Here is a 14,846-nt window from a genome sequence, read left to right as displayed (position 1 = left end):
GTAATGAGCATCGACGCGATCGGCATCGCCGGTACCGGCCTCACCCTGCACCGCAAATGGCTCGACGCGGTCGCCGACAACATCGCCAACATCAACACCGTCACCCCCACCAGCGGCAAGGCCTTCCAGGCCCGCTACATCGTCGCCCAGGAGGGGCAGGGCACGACCGGTGCCTACGTCTCCGGCACGGCTCTCGGTTCCGAGACCGGCATCCTCACCTACGAGCCCAGCAACCCGCTCGCGGATGCGACCGGTTACGTGCGCCACCCCGACATCGACCTCGGCGAGCAGATGGGCGAGCTGATCATGGCCCAGCGCGGCTACCAGGCCAACGCGGCCGTCGTCGACCGCGCCAAGACCACCTACGAAGCAGCACTGCAGATCGGACGCGGCTGATGACCATCGGATCGATCCCCTCCGTGCAGGCCGTGGCCGGCACCGGCTACCTGTCCGGCATTCAGAACACAGGGAACACGCAGGCGACGGACGGCTCCGGCTTCGGCACCGCACTCGCCGGGGCGGTCGACAACCTCCAGGCCCTGCAGTCCACCTCTAACACCCTCGCGGTGCAGGCGGTCACCGGCAACCTGAACGACATCCACTCCGCCACCATCGCTGCCACCCGCGCCCAGGTCACGCTCGAGCTCGTGGCTGCCGTGCGCAACAAGGGCATTGACGCGTTCAACGAGATCATGAGGATGCAGGCCTGATGCCCCGCCCAGTCACCAATGCCCTGCAGAGCCTGGGCCGCGGCATCCAGAGCTTCAGCGTCGCCCAGCGCACGGTCGCCATCATCGGCATCGCTGTTCTCGTTCTCGGCATCTCGGCGCTCACGATGTGGGCGTCGAAGCCGGCCTACACACCCCTTTTCTCGGGGCTGAGCGGCGCCGACGCGAGTTCGATCGTCGACCAATTGCGCACCGACAGCATCGACTACCAACTGAGCGACGGCGGGGCCACGATCCTCGTTCCCGAGGCGAGCGTCTACGACGAACGCCTCAAGGCCGCCGCGGCAGGTCTGCCCACCTCGAGCACGGGCGGCTACGCCCTCCTCGACAAGATGGGCGTCACGTCCTCCGAGTTTCAGCAGTCGGTCACGTACAAGAGGGCGATCGAAGGAGAACTGGCCAACACGATCGGCGCCATGAAGGGCGTCAAGACCGCGTCCGTGCGGCTGGCCATCCCCAAGGACAGCGTCTTCGTCTCGGAGAAAAGCGACCCGACGGCATCCGTCTTCGTGGCAACCGAGAATGGCGTGAACCTCAGCTCCGACCAGGTTCAGGCCATCGTCCATCTCACCAGCGCATCGATTGAGGGAATGAAGCCCGCCGATGTCGCCGTGATCGACGCGAAGGGCATCGTGCTCTCCGCGGTCGGCACCGGCACCACCGGCGGCGCCGACCAGCAGGCGAGCGATTACGAACAGCGCGTCCGCGGTGCCGTACAGGCGATGCTCGACCGTGTCGTCGGCCCCGGCAACGCCACCGTCGTTGTCGCCGCCGACATGAGCGCCCAGTCCGCCCAGCGGGTCGAGGAATCGTTCACCACGCCCACGAACGCCCCCTCGCTCAACGAAGCCGTAAAAACCGAGACGTACAGCGGAACGGGCGGCGCCGCCGGTTCGGCCGCGGGCGTCCTCGGCCCCGACAACATCGCGGTGCCCGCCGGCGCCGGCAAGGACGGCACGTTCACCTCCTCCGACACCACCAAGAACAATGCCGTGAACAAGGTCACCGAGACCCGGACGATCCCGGCCGGGTCCATGAACCGGCAGACCGTGTCCGTGGCCCTCAATAAGGATGCCGCCGCCAAGCTCAACATTTCCGACGTCACCTCCCTGGTCTCCTCCGCCGCCGGCATCGACACGAAACGCGGGGACGCGGTCACGGTGCAGGTTGTCAGCTTCAACGGTGCCGGGGCCGCCGACGCAGCGACAGCCCTCGCCGCCGCGGACGCCTCTGCCGCGGCCGACCGGTTTGCCGGCATCCTGCGGGTCGCCATCATCACCGTGGGCACCGTGCTCACGTTCATGCTCGGCCTCTTGCTGTATGCGCGCCGCTCACGCCGCCAGAGCCGGGAAGCCATCGAGCTTGACGAGATGATCGAGGCACGGCCTGTCCTGACCGCCCCGGTGGTCCCGTTTCCGATGCCGGCGGCAGCCACTCCGCTCTACATCGACCCGACTCCCACGGTCGCGTTCGCCGGCCTTCCCGACGCCGATCGCATGCGCGTGGAGATCGACGCCCTTGCCCAGCGCGACCCGGGAAAGACGGCCGAATACCTGCGCAGCCTGATGGATGATCGGCAGCCCGTATGATCGACGCGTCCACGGTGCTGACCGGAACCCAGAAGGTCGCCGTGCTGCTGATGAGCATGGAGCGCCAGCACGCGACGGAGGTGATGAAGCAATTCACCGAGAGTGAAGCCGCGGATATCACCGCCGAGATCGTGCAGATGCGCCGGGTCGACCCCGACGTCACCGAAACGGCCGTCCTGGAATTCCACGACCTGACCCAGAAGGGCACGCGCAACTCACGCGGCGGTCACGCCTACGCGGTCGGCCTGCTCGAGGCCTCCTTCGGCGCCGATAAGGCCGCCGGCGTCATGAGCAAGGTGGCGTCCTCGATGGCCGGCAAGGCGTTCGAATTTCTCGACACGGCCGAACCGATCCAGGTACTCACCCTGCTCGACGGGGAACTGCCGCAGACGATCGCACTGGTGCTCGCGCACCTGCGACCCGAGCACGCCTCTGCGGTGCTCGGCGGGCTGGACAGCCCGATCCGCACCCAGGTCGCGCAGTGCATCGCCGGAATGGGCACGGCTACGCCCGAAGGGATCCGAGTCGTCACGGAAACCCTCAAGGCCCGGGTCGGGACCGTCTCGACGACCCGCGACGCGGTGCAGGTCGTCGGTGGTATTGAGCCTCTCGTCGAGATCATCAACCGTTCTGACGTGGCGACCGAGCGGGCGCTGCTCGAGGCGCTCGACGCCAGCGACCCGGTGCTCGCCGAAGAGGTGCGCTCACGGATGCTCACCTTCGGCGACATCATCAAACTGGAGAACCGCGACGTGCAGCAGGTCCTGCGCGGGATCGATGCCGCGATCCTCGCCATTGCGATGAAGGGCTCTACCGACGGGGTGGTCGAGATCATCCGCACCAACCTCTCCGAGCGCAACCGGGAGATCCTCGACGACGAGGTCAAGGCCATGGCGCCCGTGCGGGTGTCCCAGGTCGAGGAGGCCCGCGCCACGATCGTGCGCGCGATCCGCGACCTCGAGGCCCAGGGGACCATCACCGTCAAACGGGCGGACGAGGACGACTATGTCGTCTGAGGCGCGGTCGTCTGAGGCGCGATTCTCGACGGTGTCGTTCCCGAATCTGCGCGACGTGAACCGTGACCGGGTCGACGAACAGTCCCGCGCCCGCGGCCACGCCGCCGGCTACGCCGAGGGACTGCGCGCCGCCGCCCAGGCGGTCGACGCCCGGATGGCCCGGCTCGACGCCGAACACGCCGCCGTCGTGTTGAGAGGGCAGGCCGAGATCGACCGCGCCATCGTCCTGCTCGGAGCCGCCGCCGCGGCGCTCGACGAGCGCACGGTACCCGTGTTGCGGGAGGCCGAAGCCACCCTGGTCGCGACAGCACTCGAACTGGCCGAGGCGATTCTCGGGCACGAGCTCAGCGACGCCGGCAATTCCTCCCGGTTCGCTCTCGGCCGGGCCCTCGACCACGCGGCCGACGACACCCCCCACACGGTGCGGATGAACCCCGAGGACCTCGACGTGATCGACCGGGCCACCCGGGAGCGGGCCGGCGTCCGTTTCACGGCGGACCCGAGCCTGGTTCGCGGCGACGCGATCACCGAATTCGCGGACGGTTTCCTCGACGCCCGCATCAGCACCGCCCTCGAGCGGGCGAAGGCCGCGCTGCAGGGTGAGACAGCATGAGCCTGGCCACCGCCATCCGTCTGGCTCGCCCTCAACGGGTCGGCGTCGTCTCCTCGATCGTCGGCCTCGGGCTCGAAGTTCGCGGCTTGAACTCGGCGATCGGCGACCTCGTCACGATCGGCGAACTCCGCGAGGTGGACGCCGAAGTGGTGGCCACGACTCGGGACGGCATCCGGTGCATGCCCCTGGGCCGGATGACCGGGATCCGCATCGGGGCCCCGGTCCGTTCCGACGGAACGCCGCACCTCGTGCCCACCGGCACCGGGCTCTTCGGCCGCGTCATCGACGGGCTCGGCCGCCCGATCGACGGCAAGGGTCCGCTCGCCGTTGATTCCTTCGTCTCGATCGACCACGACAGCCCCTCCGCGATGCAGCGCTCGCGCATCACGACCCCGCTGCAGCTCGGTGTGCGCGTGCTCGACACGCTGACGACCGTCGGCAAAGGCCAGCGGATGGGCCTGTTCGCCGGGTCGGGAGTGGGCAAGTCCTCGCTCCTCTCCATGATCGCCCGTGGCACCGACGCCGAAGTCTCCGTGATCGCCCTGGTGGGGGAGCGCGGCCGGGAAGTGCGCGAGTTCCTCGAGGACGACCTCGGTCCGGAGGGCCTCGCACGGTCCATCGTGGTGGTCTCCACGTCGGACGAGCCGGCCATGATGCGGCTGCGCGCCGCCTTCGTCGCCACCCGCATCGCGGAATCCTTCCGCGACACGGGTGCCGACGTGATGCTGATGATGGACTCGCTCACCCGCGTGGCCATGGCCCAGCGCGAAATCGGCCTCTCCGTCGGCGAACCGCCGGCCACCCGCGGGTACCCGCCGTCGACCTTCTCCCTGCTGGCGCGGCTGCTCGAACGGGCCGGCACCGACGAAGCCGGTTCAATCACGGGCGTCTACACCGTCCTCGTCGACGGGGACGACCACAACGAACCGATCGCGGATGCCGCACGGTCCATTCTGGACGGCCACGTCGTGCTCGACCGCAAACTCGCCGTTCTCGGCCACTTCCCCTCCATCGACGCCCTCGCCTCGATCTCCCGGGTCGCCTCCCGGGTCAACGACCCGCACCAGAACCAGATCGCGGGCACGCTGCGCACGGTGCTCGCCGCCCGGCGCAACGCGCAGGACCTGCTGGACGTGGGTGCCTACCGGCAGGGCACGAATCCGCTCGTCGACGCTGCCGTCGCCAACGAGGGCGCGATCAACGCCTTCCTGCAGCAGCGGATGGACGACCAGACCCCGGCATCCGAAGCCTGGGCCCAGCTCGACACAATCAACCGAATCCTGGGGGTCCACTGATGGCACGCGCCTTCGCTCTGGCCGGATTGTTGCGCCTGCGGCACCTGCAACAGGACCAGGCCGCCGCCGACCTCGCCGCGGCCAATGCCCTGTCCCAGGCGAACCTGGCCCGGCGGGACCAGGCCCGGACCGCCCTGGCCGGCCTCCCCAGCCTGGCCAGCGGGGCCGAAACGCTGTCCGCGATCGCCGCTGCACGGGCCTCGGCCCGCAGCATGCTGGCTGAGATGGAGACCCACGGCCGCAACTACCAGTTCGCGGTCGGCGAGGCGCAGCACGTCTTCGACGCCAGGCGCGCCGAATCCGTCGGCCTCGAGAAGCTCTCCGACCGGCATGCGGTCATCGCCCGGGCCGAGGAACTCCACGCCGAGCAAACGGTCCTCGACGAGATCGCGTCCAGCGGCTGGCACCGGGCCCGGCGTGGGGGCCGCTCATGAGCATGGTCGACGCCCTCAGCCGGATCGGCCAGATCCAGGCCGCCCTCGAACAGTTCAACACCGTGCAAGGCACCAAGGCTGCGGCGGCGACCGCCGCTTCGGCCGGCGCGTCGACGTTCGCCAGCGCGCTCGCCTCCGCGACCGGCACGTCCGCGACGGGCTCCGCCAGAGCGACACCGGCAACGGGAAGCGCCACCGGCACCGACATCGTCGCCGCCGCAGAGAAGTACCTCGGGGTGCCCTACGTCTTCGGTGGGGAGGACGGGAGCGGGATGGACTGCTCCGGACTCGTGCAGACGGTATATGCCGACATGGGCATAACCGTCCCGCGCCTCGTGTCCGGGCAGATGAAGATCGGCACCGAGGTCGGTTCCCTCGCCCAGGCCAAGCCGGGCGACCTCATCGTCACCGGCGGCGGTGAGCACATCCTGATCTACGCCGGAAACCACAAGGTCATTCACGCGCCTTACGAGGGGCGCACCGTCTGCCTCGTCGAGGCCTACATGGACGACTCGGACATCGACACCATCCGGCGGGTCATCCCGGATGCGCCGGCGGCCCCAGCCTCGGCTGCCGGCACCACCGACCTCGTCGGCGCGGCCCTGGCCTCCCTGATGAACGGCAGGTCCTGATGAGTGGCGCCGTCGGGCGTCTTCTGTCAGCACTCACACCGGCCACCACGCCTCGTGGCGTCCCGGATGTGCGCGTGGGGCAGGGTGCGGGCGCCTTCGCATCCGTTTTTGAGGGCACCCTGGCCGCTGCGTCCGCACCGGCCAGCGCGCTGGCAACGTCCGGGGATCAATTGCCCTCCACGCCCCATCAGGCAACGGATGCCGCGGACTCCACGTCAGCGGACTCGGATCCGACTGCTGCTCAGCCGGCCATACCCATCGGCATGGCCGTACCGGTGCCCACACCTCTGCCCGCGCCGGTGCCTGTGCCGGTGCCTGTGCCGGTGCCTGTGCCGCTCGCGCCTTCGACGGCCGTCCAGTCGGCCGTCCAGCCGGCGGGGGAGACCGAGGGGGGAACGACCGGCACCGCTCCGACCGAGCCGTCGCCACTCCCTCCGGCGGCGTCCGATGCCGATTCGCCGACCGCGGAGTCCACGCCGGCCGCCGGCCCGGCTCACGGCAGCGGCTCAGCACCGGGCTTTCCGGTCCCGGCCGCACCGGCGGCCGCGGCCGCTCCTCCCGCACCGGCTCCTCCCGCACCCGCTCCTCCCGCACCGGCTCCTCCCGCACCGGCTCCTCCCGCACCGGCTCCTCCCGCACCCGCCTCCACCCCCGCGGCGGCTGATCTTGCCTCGGTCGCCGCACCGTCCGGCCCGACAGCCAACACCCCCGCGTCCGGGCCTACATCTGCTGCGGTCGACGCGTCCGCGTTCGCTGCGGTCGCCGCTGCGGTCGCGGCGACGGACGCCCCCGCAGCGGCGGAGCCACGCCGCAACCTCGATCCGGACCTGAACTCCGCCGCGACCCTACTCCCCGTCGTCGTGGGCAGCGCCACGACACCGAGCACGCCCGCGGCAGCGTCGGCCGTCCCGTCCAACGTGCCCGCGGCATCCGTGCCGGTCGTGCCACTGACGACCCAGGTCGCCCGCACCCTGTTCACCCTCGCCGGCGCCGCGGCCGGCGACCACGTGATGACGATCCAGGTCAGCCCCGACAACCTCGGCCCGGTGACCGTGCGGGCCCACCTGGGCGCCGACGGCATCCGGGTCGAACTCTTCGTTCCCACCGACCTCGCCCGCGACGCGCTGCGCGCCATTCTGCCTGACCTGCGCCGAGACCTCGCGAGCGGCGGGCTGAATGCCCAGCTCGACCTCTCGAACCGCGACCAGGCATCCGGCGACGGGGCCGCCCGCCAGTTCGCTGCGACGCCCGTCCGTCCGGCTCAGGCCCGCGAACCGGCCGAACCGGCCGTGTTCCACGCGGTTCGGTTCAGCAACTCCCACACCATCGACGTACTGGCCTAGAGAAGAAGAAACGAGATCCCGTGACCATCGACGCAGTCGCCGCCACCACCGCCACCACCGGCATGTACACCACGACCCCCACCCGCACGCCGAAGCAGGCCCTGGACTCCGAGGCGTTCATGGCGCTCCTCGTGACGCAACTGCGCAACCAGGACCCCAGCTCGCCGATGGACACCAACCAGATGATCTCCCAGACCACGCAGCTCGCCATGATGGAGAAGCTCTCTGCCCTGTCCACCACCGCGGACGAGAACTTCTCCCTGCAGATGCGGGTCGCGGCGGCTGCCCTCGTCGGCCAGGACGTCACCTACACGAAGGCCGACGGCACCAGCGCCACCGGCACCGCGTCGGCCGTGTCCTACACCGGCACCGTGCCCCAGGTCACGATCAACGGCACGAGCGTCGCCCTCGACGCGATCTCCGGCGTCACCGCCGGACCCGTCGCGGCGCCCGCCATCTGACCGGCTCGTTCCCACCCCACCGACTCCACCGTTTTCGTCCGACTCCCGCTCTTCTCCTGACGTTTTCCTCCTGAAAGGCAGCACCCATGCTTCGTTCCCTGTACTCCGGTATCTCCGGCCTCCGATCGCACCAGACCATGCTCGACGTCACCGGCAACAACATCGCCAACGTCAACACCACGGCGTTCAAGGCATCCGCGACCCAGTTCCAGGACACCCTGTCGCAGCTCAGCCAGGGCGCCGGCGGCCCGCAGGCCGAGGTCGGCGGCACCAACCCGGCGCAGGTCGGACTCGGAGTCAAGGTCGCCGGCATCTCCACCAACTTCGCGCAGGGCTCGTCCCAGGCCACCGGCAAGGCCACCGACATCATGATCTCCGGCGACGGATTCTTCGTCACCCAGCTTGGCGGCGAAACCCTGTACAGCCGCGCCGGAGCCTTCGACTTCGACGCCCAGGGGCGGCTCGTCACCCCGGCAGGCGCCATCGTGCAGGGTTGGAACGCCGTCGGCGGCGTCATCAACCAGGGTGGAACGACGGGGAACATCACGTTGCCGCTGCAGACCGTCTCGGCAGCCACGGCAACCACGACTGCATCCGTCGGCGGCAACCTCCCGTCCGACGCCGCTGCCGGCACCGTGTTCAGCCGAGACGTGAAGGTCTATGACGGATCCGGCACGGCCCGCTCCCTCGACCTGACATTCACGTCCACCGGCCCGGGCGCCTGGACGGTCACGGGACTCGATGGCGCGACCGCATCGACATCCGCCGCTCTGACCTTCGCCGATGGCAAGCAGACCTCCGCGACCACCAACATCACGTTCGGCAGCGGCGCCATCACGGTGGACCTGTCCGCCGTCGAGGGATTCGCCGGCCTCTCCACCGTTGCCGTCAACGACCAGAACGGCAAAGCCGCCGGCACGCTGAAGTCCTTCACCCTGGGCAAGGACGGCACCCTGGTCGGTTTGTTCAGCAACGGCGGCCAGGAAGCCATCGGCCGGATCGCCCTCGCGACCTTCTCCAACCCCGGCGGGCTCGAGAAGGCCGGCTCCTCGGAGTACCGGTCCACCTTCAACTCCGGCAATGCGGCCCTGGGCGCCCCCGGCACCGGCGGACTCGGCTCGCTGACCGGGGGAGCGCTCGAGATGTCCAACGTGGACCTCTCCCAGGAGTTCACCAACCTCATCGTCGCGCAGCGCGGCTTCCAAGCCAACGCGCGCATCATCACCACGTCCGACGAGGTACTCCAGGAACTGACGAACCTGAAGCGCTAGGCGTCTAACCAATTCGACGGAGATTCTGCCTGAAAAGTACCCTTTTCGGGGTGTGCGGGCCCGATTCCGGCAAAATCTCCGTCGAATTCGCTCGCCAGCTGCCCGACGTCGGAGCCCGCGGCGGCCGGGACGGGGTCCTGGGGCCCCGTGAACGTCGTCCCGGCCGAAACAGCTAACCCTGCGGTCGGGGCGGCCGACAGTGCAGCGTGACGGTCACACGGGTCGTCAACTGGCAGGGACGGTTCCCATGATCGTAGTGACTCGGCTGAATGACAGTCAGTTCGCGATCAATCCCGACCTGATCGAACGCATCCATGCCAGCCCCGACACCACGCTCGTGATGGTCGACGGCGCCAAGTTCATCGTCACGGAGAGCCTCGAGGACGTGATCGAGAAGATCGCCCGCTTCCGGGCGCACGTGATCTCTCTCGCGTACCTCACCGAGGACTCCCAGTACAGCAGTGGGGCCAGGACCCTGGAAATCGTCGGCGGGCCGCATGCCATCGCGCACGTCATCGAACCGGGCAGCACCGTTCCCTCCCGGCCCCGGAGAATCTGATGGATCCGGCAACCCTGGTCGGGATCGCCCTCGCCTTCGGCTCCCTGTTCGCCATGATCACGATCGAGGGCGGCCATCTCTCCTCGATTCTCCTGCCCGCGCCGATGGTGCTCGTCTTCGGGGCGACGATTGCGGTCGGCATCGCCGGCGGCACGATCAGGGACGCGATTTCCGCGTTCAAGGCCATCCCCGGCGCCTTCATCGGCAAGACCACCCCGCCGCAACAGGTCATCGACCAGGTCGTCGGCCTGGCGGAAAAGGCCCGCAGTGCCGGACTTCTGGCCCTTGAGCAGGAGGCCGACAACGTCAATGACCCCTTTCTGCGCGGCGCCCTGCAGAACATCGCCGACGGCACTGACGGCGATGAACTGCGCATCCTGCTCGAAGACGAACTCGCGACCGCCACCAAGGCCAGCCGCAATGCGTCCAAGTTCTTCACCAGCCTCGGCGGATACGCCCCGACCGTCGGCATCATCGGCACCGTCATCTCACTCACCCACGTGCTCGAGAACCTCGACACTCCCTCGACCCTGGGCCCGATGATCGCGGCCGCGTTCGTGGCGACCCTGTGGGGGCTGCTCTCGGCCAACTTCCTCTGGCTGCCGATCGGTAACCGGCTCAAGCGATTGAGCGACATCGAGGTCGAACGGATGACCCTGCTGCTGGAGGGCGCCCTCGCCGTGCAGGCCGGGAGCCAGCCACGGCTGCTCGGAGAGCGGTTGCGGGCCATGGTCCCGGCGACCCCCGCCAAGACGGCCAGGTCCGCGAAATCCGGGAAGCCCGACAAAGCCGGCAAGGCTGACAAACCTCTGCCCAAGGCCGCATGAGCGGGCATGGCCGCGGTAGCGGTCGCGGTCGCAGCCGCGGCCTCGAAGAAGAGCACGTCGAACACGTCGACGAGCGCTGGATGGCGTCCTACATGGACATGGTCACCGTGCTGATGTGCATGTTCATCGTGCTTTTCGCGATGTCCACCGTCGACCAGGCGAAATTCCTCCAGCTGAAGAACTCCCTCGCGACCGGATTCGGTGTCGTCGACGTGGGCAAGGTGGACACCGCCAAGGGGGTCGTCGTCACCAAGGACAAGGCGAACCAGGGCGAGGTGACCGGGTTCACGAAGCTGGATCTCGCCGTGGCGGAGGTCGCGGATCTCACGGCGGCGCAGAAGGCACTGCAGGATGCCGTCGACGCCAAGGGCCTCGGCCAGCTGGTGCAGTTCACGATCGACTCACGGGGACTCACGATCGGCCTGGTCGGCTCGGAGGCGTTCTTCGCCCCCAACCTTGCCAACTTCAGCCCGCAAGCCGAACAGGTGCTCGACGCGATCGCACCGGTCCTGGCCTCGAACACCCGCGAGGTGAAGATCGAGGGGCACGCCGATCGGCACGGCGTCACCCTCAACTACCCGACCGACTGGGAGCTGTCCTCCGCCCGCGCAACTGCGGTGCTCAGACGTCTGGTCGAGTCGGGCGGCGTCGCCCAGGAACGGATCTCCGCGGTCGGCTTCGGGTCGGCACGGCCTGTCGCCGACGGGGGGGACCTGGCAGCGATGGCCCAGAATCGGCGGGTGGACGTCGTGCTGCTCTCGAACCAGCCCGACGACATCCGTGCACTCATCCCCTCGGTCCTGGACGGCACGGCCACCGAAACCGGGGTTCCGGCAAACGGAACGACAACGACCGGGGCCGAAACATCCGTGGCGGTCACTGCTAACTGATTGCCGTCGCCGGTCGATAGTCACCGACGTGACGGTCCAGGAACAGGTGAAAATTGGCGTGCCCGCTTCTGCGACGCGCCCGGTCGAGGTGTACGACTTCCGTCGGCCGACGACCCTCGCACGCGAGCACTCCCGCGTGCTCGAGCTTGCCTTCGAGACGTTCGCCCGCCAGTGGGGCACCCAGCTGACCGCGAAGGTTCGCGTCATGTCCCAGGTCAAGTGCGACGGCGTCATCATGCGCACCTACGACGATTACGCGGCATCGCTCCCATCGACGACCGCCATGGTGCTGTGCTCGGTCGAGGGCATTATGGCCAAGGTCGTCATCCAATTCCCTACCTCGGCGGCCCTGTCCTGGGTCAGCCACATGCTCGGCGGCACCAGCAATGCGCCCCTCCCGGAGCGGGCGTTCACCCAGATCGAGCAGGCCATCGTGCGCCGGCTCGTGGACGATGCGCTCGAGGATCTGCGCTACTCGCTCGGGTCCCTGCTCGTGCACCAGATCTCCGTGGGCACCATCCAGTACAACTCCCAGTTCGCCCAGGCGGCCGCCACCGCCGACCTGATGATCGTGGCCACGTTCTCGATGCGGATCGGGGAGGGCAGCGCCGTTGCGACGCTGGCCATCCCCGCCGACGCACTACTGCCGCAGCTCGTCGAGTCGAACCCCGCCGGTGCCTCAGAGGACCCGGAGCAGCTTCTGCAGGCCCAACTGGCCTGGGTGCCGGTGGACGTTTCGCTGCAGCTGGCCCCGATCCGGGTGCTGCCGAGCGTCATCCTCGGCCTCGCGGTCGGCGATCTTCTGGCCGTGCCGCACTCCACTCACCGTCCCCTCGACGTCGTCGTCGACGGTCTGCCGCTGGCCCGCGCGGCCCTCGGTTCCAACGGTTCCCGCCTGGCCTGCATCGTCATCGATACCGAGGAATGAACATGAGCCCTACCTCCACCACCCTGCACATGGCGGCCGTTGACGCCCTCCTCGGTGTCCTGCCGACCCCGAGCCGGCTGCGAGCCGAGCCCTGCTCCGGCGCCGCCCTCGCGGGCCGGCTCGGTGCCGCGGTCGTCGCCTCCTTCGTCGGGGCGACATCGGCCGACCTCGCGGTGGTCCTGGCCGATCCGGCCTCACTCGACGCGGCCGGCGGCCAGGAGTCCTCGCTCGTCTCCCGCCAGGATGTGCTCCGTCCCGCCCTCGAAAACGCGGCAGCCGTGCTCGGCGTCGGCGTGCTCGGCGACACGAGGGTCGAAGACGCGACCGCGCTCGTCTCCGACGCCAACACGGTCGTCTACGAGCTCACCGGCGACGGGGCCGTCACCGGCTGGTTCGCGATCCGCCTGCGCGACAACGGGCCGGCCGGGCAGAACGGCCGTGCATCCCAGTCCGTCGTCGGCAAGCTCGGCCGCATCAACAGCGTCGAAATGGCGCTCACGGTCGAGATCGGCCGCACCCGGATGTCGGTGCGGGACGTGCTCGCCCTCGAGCCGGGCGCCGTCATCGAGCTCGACCGTTCCGCCGGGGCACCCGCCGACATCCTCCTCAACGGCCGCCTGATCGCCCATGGGGAGATCGTCGTCGTCGACCAGGACTACGCCGTGCGCATCACCCAGATCCTCGACGTGGCCGAGAGCCTCACCTAAATGGACACCGTCGTCGTTGCCCTTCGGGTCGCCCTGTCCCTGGCCGCTGTGCTCGGGCTGCTCTGGGTGCTGCAGCGACGGCTGACCAAATCCGCGCGCGGCGGCCGCAGCGCCAACCTCGTGACCGTGGTCGGACGCCAGGGCCTCGGCCAGAAGGCATCCGTGGTGGTCGTCGACATCGAGGGGCGCAGGTTCGTGCTCGGCGTGACCGAACAGTCCGTGAGCGTGCTCCATACGGGCGAGCAGACGGATGCCCCGGCCGACTTCGCCCGCGAACTCGCCGATGCCGGGCGAGGCGACGCCGAGCTGGCCCCGCCCTTCATCCTTCGTCCCCGCCGCGACCGGCCGGCACCCGGCCGCCTGGCCGGCTCGATCCTGTCCCCGGCGACCTGGCAGCATACCGCCGCCGCGCTGCGGCAGAACCGGTGACCTGGGTAACCGTGACCAGCACAGGCCGGCGCCGGGACATCGCCCGGTACCTGGTGATGGCGGCCCTCGTTCTCGTGATCGTCGCGGCCATCGTCATGCTGGTCACGACCGCGGGCCACGCCGCACCGATCGACCCCGTCACCCCGACCGCTCCGGCCACGCCCGCCCCGCCGAGCGGCGGCGGACTCAACGTGCAGATCAACGGCCCGGACGGCGCCCCCTCCTCGGCGATCGTCACCCTGATCGGCATCACGCTGTTGTCGGTCGCGCCGGCCCTGCTGCTGATGATGACGAGCTTCACAAAGATCTTCGTCGTGCTCGCCATGACCCGCAACGCGCTCGCTCTGCCGTCGATCCCGCCCAACCAGGTTCTCGCCGGACTGGCGCTCTTCCTGTCGCTGTTCATCATGGCGCCCATCCTCACCGACATCAACGACCACGCCTTGCAGCCCTACCTGAACGGCGCGATGTCCTTCGACGACGCCGTCACGCTCGGGTCCGGGCCGCTGCGCACGTTCATGCTCGCGCACACCCGCGAGGAAGACCTGGCCCTGATGACTCGGGCCGCCGACCAGGCCAACCCTGTGAGCCGGGACGCGGTGTCGTTGCTCACCCTGATCCCCGCCTTCATGATCTCCGAGCTGCGCGCCGCGTTCATCATCGGTTTCGTCATCTTCATCCCGTTCCTCGTGATCGACCTGGTCGTGTCCGCGGCGCTGATGTCGATGGGCATGATGATGCTGCCGCCGGTGATGATCTCGCTGCCGTTCAAGATCCTGCTCTTCGTGCTCGTCGACGGCTGGGGGCTCATCATCACGACCCTGATCACCAGTTACCGGGGTGGCTGAGTGGACACCAACGCCGTCCTGGACATCGGGATGCAGGCCATCATCATCGCCGGCAAGCTGTCCGCCCCGATCCTGATCACCGCCCTCGTCGTCGGGTTCGCCATTTCCCTTCTCCAGTCGATCACCCAGATCCAGGAGGTGACGCTGTCCTTCGTGCCCAAGGCGATCGCGGTCTGCCTGGCCCTGCTCATCTCCGGGCACTGGATGATCTCCGAGATCGTCGCCTTCACCAACGCTCTCTTCGAGAAGATCCCCTCACTCATCGGCGGCGGCTGA

The 14,846-nt window shown here is 68.9% G+C and carries 19 protein-coding genes; all 19 read left to right on the top strand.

All coding sequences use genetic code 11. The features are described from left to right. Window positions 1–3 precede the first annotated feature (3 nt). Window positions 4–396: a flagellar basal body rod protein FlgC gene (locus E3O49_RS02155; protein WP_134402543.1), complete on the top strand. Its 393-nt coding sequence runs from the start codon at window positions 4–6 to the stop codon at window positions 394–396. Next, complete coding sequence (gene fliE, locus E3O49_RS02150) at window positions 396–710, top strand: flagellar hook-basal body complex protein FliE (protein WP_134402542.1); 315 nt, start codon at window positions 396–398, stop codon at window positions 708–710. The genes E3O49_RS02155 and fliE overlap by 1 nt, the downstream gene beginning before the upstream one ends. Further along, complete coding sequence (gene fliF / locus E3O49_RS02145; RefSeq protein WP_134406110.1) at window positions 710–2,317, top strand: flagellar basal-body MS-ring/collar protein FliF; 1,608 nt, start codon at window positions 710–712, stop codon at window positions 2,315–2,317. Before fliE ends, fliF begins: the two co-directional genes overlap by 1 nt. Continuing rightward, window positions 2,314–3,333, top strand: a complete 1,020-nt coding sequence (fliG, locus tag E3O49_RS02140) for a flagellar motor switch protein FliG (RefSeq protein WP_134406107.1) — start codon at window positions 2,314–2,316, stop codon at window positions 3,331–3,333. Before fliF ends, fliG begins: the two co-directional genes overlap by 4 nt. A gap of 31 nt (window positions 3,334–3,364) precedes the next feature. After that, on the top strand, window positions 3,365–3,946 hold the full coding sequence (locus E3O49_RS02135) for a FliH/SctL family protein (protein WP_160141000.1): 582 nt from the start codon (window positions 3,365–3,367) through the stop codon (window positions 3,944–3,946). Beyond that, on the top strand, window positions 3,943–5,241 hold the full coding sequence (locus tag E3O49_RS02130) for a FliI/YscN family ATPase (RefSeq protein ID WP_134402538.1): 1,299 nt from the start codon (window positions 3,943–3,945) through the stop codon (window positions 5,239–5,241). The genes E3O49_RS02135 and E3O49_RS02130 overlap by 4 nt, the downstream gene beginning before the upstream one ends. Further along, complete coding sequence (locus E3O49_RS02125; protein WP_134402537.1) at window positions 5,241–5,675, top strand: hypothetical protein; 435 nt, start codon at window positions 5,241–5,243, stop codon at window positions 5,673–5,675. Before E3O49_RS02130 ends, E3O49_RS02125 begins: the two co-directional genes overlap by 1 nt. Continuing rightward, complete coding sequence (locus E3O49_RS02120; protein ID WP_134402536.1) at window positions 5,672–6,307, top strand: C40 family peptidase; 636 nt, start codon at window positions 5,672–5,674, stop codon at window positions 6,305–6,307. Before E3O49_RS02125 ends, E3O49_RS02120 begins: the two co-directional genes overlap by 4 nt. A gap of 860 nt (window positions 6,308–7,167) precedes the next feature. Beyond that, complete coding sequence (locus E3O49_RS02110) at window positions 7,168–7,650, top strand: flagellar hook-length control protein FliK (protein ID WP_134402533.1); 483 nt, start codon at window positions 7,168–7,170, stop codon at window positions 7,648–7,650. 20 nt (window positions 7,651–7,670) lie between these two features. Continuing rightward, entirely contained in the window at window positions 7,671–8,111 is a 441-nt protein-coding gene (locus E3O49_RS02105) for a flagellar hook assembly protein FlgD (RefSeq protein WP_134406101.1), read from the top strand. Between the two features lie 86 nt (window positions 8,112–8,197). Continuing rightward, on the top strand, window positions 8,198–9,382 hold the full coding sequence (locus tag E3O49_RS02100; RefSeq protein WP_134402532.1) for a flagellar hook protein FlgE: 1,185 nt from the start codon (window positions 8,198–8,200) through the stop codon (window positions 9,380–9,382). Window positions 9,383–9,629: 247 nt separating this feature from the next. After that, window positions 9,630–9,941, top strand: a complete 312-nt coding sequence (locus E3O49_RS02095; protein WP_134402531.1) for a flagellar FlbD family protein — start codon at window positions 9,630–9,632, stop codon at window positions 9,939–9,941. After that, the gene (locus tag E3O49_RS02090) at window positions 9,941–10,768 is read left to right on the top strand and encodes a motility protein A (RefSeq protein ID WP_134402530.1); all 828 of its coding nucleotides are present in this window, start codon (window positions 9,941–9,943) and stop codon (window positions 10,766–10,768) included. The genes E3O49_RS02095 and E3O49_RS02090 overlap by 1 nt, the downstream gene beginning before the upstream one ends. After that, window positions 10,765–11,658 (top strand): OmpA/MotB family protein, encoded by an 894-nt coding sequence (locus E3O49_RS02085; RefSeq protein ID WP_134402529.1) that lies wholly within the window; start codon window positions 10,765–10,767, stop codon window positions 11,656–11,658. Before E3O49_RS02090 ends, E3O49_RS02085 begins: the two co-directional genes overlap by 4 nt. Window positions 11,659–11,686: 28 nt before the next feature. After that, complete coding sequence (locus E3O49_RS02080) at window positions 11,687–12,586, top strand: flagellar motor switch protein FliM (RefSeq protein ID WP_241975826.1); 900 nt, start codon at window positions 11,687–11,689, stop codon at window positions 12,584–12,586. 2 nt (window positions 12,587–12,588) lie between these two features. After that, window positions 12,589–13,293, top strand: a complete 705-nt coding sequence (gene fliN / locus E3O49_RS02075) for a flagellar motor switch protein FliN (RefSeq protein WP_134402528.1) — start codon at window positions 12,589–12,591, stop codon at window positions 13,291–13,293. After that, window positions 13,294–13,722: a flagellar biosynthetic protein FliO gene (gene fliO / locus E3O49_RS02070; protein WP_134402527.1), complete on the top strand. Its 429-nt coding sequence runs from the start codon at window positions 13,294–13,296 to the stop codon at window positions 13,720–13,722. Window positions 13,723–13,778: 56 nt separating this feature from the next. Continuing rightward, entirely contained in the window at window positions 13,779–14,570 is a 792-nt protein-coding gene (fliP, locus tag E3O49_RS02065) for a flagellar type III secretion system pore protein FliP (protein WP_134402559.1), read from the top strand. Continuing rightward, the gene (gene fliQ, locus E3O49_RS02060; protein WP_134402526.1) at window positions 14,571–14,846 is read left to right on the top strand and encodes a flagellar biosynthesis protein FliQ; all 276 of its coding nucleotides are present in this window, start codon (window positions 14,571–14,573) and stop codon (window positions 14,844–14,846) included.

It is taken from the genome of Cryobacterium shii (assembly GCF_004402595.1).
GTDB classification, from domain to species: domain Bacteria; phylum Actinomycetota; class Actinomycetes; order Actinomycetales; family Microbacteriaceae; genus Cryobacterium; species Cryobacterium shii.
This window is presented reverse-complemented; position numbering and strand designations above follow the sequence as displayed.

What these genes read in the sequence shown, in the direction of transcription:
- E3O49_RS02155 (WP_134402543.1), top strand. Translation starts at nt 4, where the DNA reads ATGAGCATCGACGCGATCGGCATCGCCGGTACCGGCCTCACCCTGCAC.
- fliP (WP_134402559.1), top strand. Translation starts at nt 13,779, where the DNA reads ATGGCGGCCCTCGTTCTCGTGATCGTCGCGGCCATCGTCATGCTGGTC.
- fliO (WP_134402527.1), top strand. Translation starts at nt 13,294, where the DNA reads ATGGACACCGTCGTCGTTGCCCTTCGGGTCGCCCTGTCCCTGGCCGCT.
- E3O49_RS02130 (WP_134402538.1), top strand. Translation starts at nt 3,943, where the DNA reads ATGAGCCTGGCCACCGCCATCCGTCTGGCTCGCCCTCAACGGGTCGGC.
- E3O49_RS02085 (WP_134402529.1), top strand. Translation starts at nt 10,765, where the DNA reads ATGAGCGGGCATGGCCGCGGTAGCGGTCGCGGTCGCAGCCGCGGCCTC.
- E3O49_RS02125 (WP_134402537.1), top strand. Translation starts at nt 5,241, where the DNA reads ATGGCACGCGCCTTCGCTCTGGCCGGATTGTTGCGCCTGCGGCACCTG.
- fliE (WP_134402542.1), top strand. Translation starts at nt 396, where the DNA reads ATGACCATCGGATCGATCCCCTCCGTGCAGGCCGTGGCCGGCACCGGC.
- E3O49_RS02120 (WP_134402536.1), top strand. Translation starts at nt 5,672, where the DNA reads ATGAGCATGGTCGACGCCCTCAGCCGGATCGGCCAGATCCAGGCCGCC.
- fliN (WP_134402528.1), top strand. Translation starts at nt 12,589, where the DNA reads ATGAGCCCTACCTCCACCACCCTGCACATGGCGGCCGTTGACGCCCTC.
- E3O49_RS02090 (WP_134402530.1), top strand. Translation starts at nt 9,941, where the DNA reads ATGGATCCGGCAACCCTGGTCGGGATCGCCCTCGCCTTCGGCTCCCTG.
- fliF (WP_134406110.1), top strand. Translation starts at nt 710, where the DNA reads ATGCCCCGCCCAGTCACCAATGCCCTGCAGAGCCTGGGCCGCGGCATC.
- E3O49_RS02100 (WP_134402532.1), top strand. Translation starts at nt 8,198, where the DNA reads ATGCTTCGTTCCCTGTACTCCGGTATCTCCGGCCTCCGATCGCACCAG.
- fliG (WP_134406107.1), top strand. Translation starts at nt 2,314, where the DNA reads ATGATCGACGCGTCCACGGTGCTGACCGGAACCCAGAAGGTCGCCGTG.
- E3O49_RS02095 (WP_134402531.1), top strand. Translation starts at nt 9,630, where the DNA reads ATGATCGTAGTGACTCGGCTGAATGACAGTCAGTTCGCGATCAATCCC.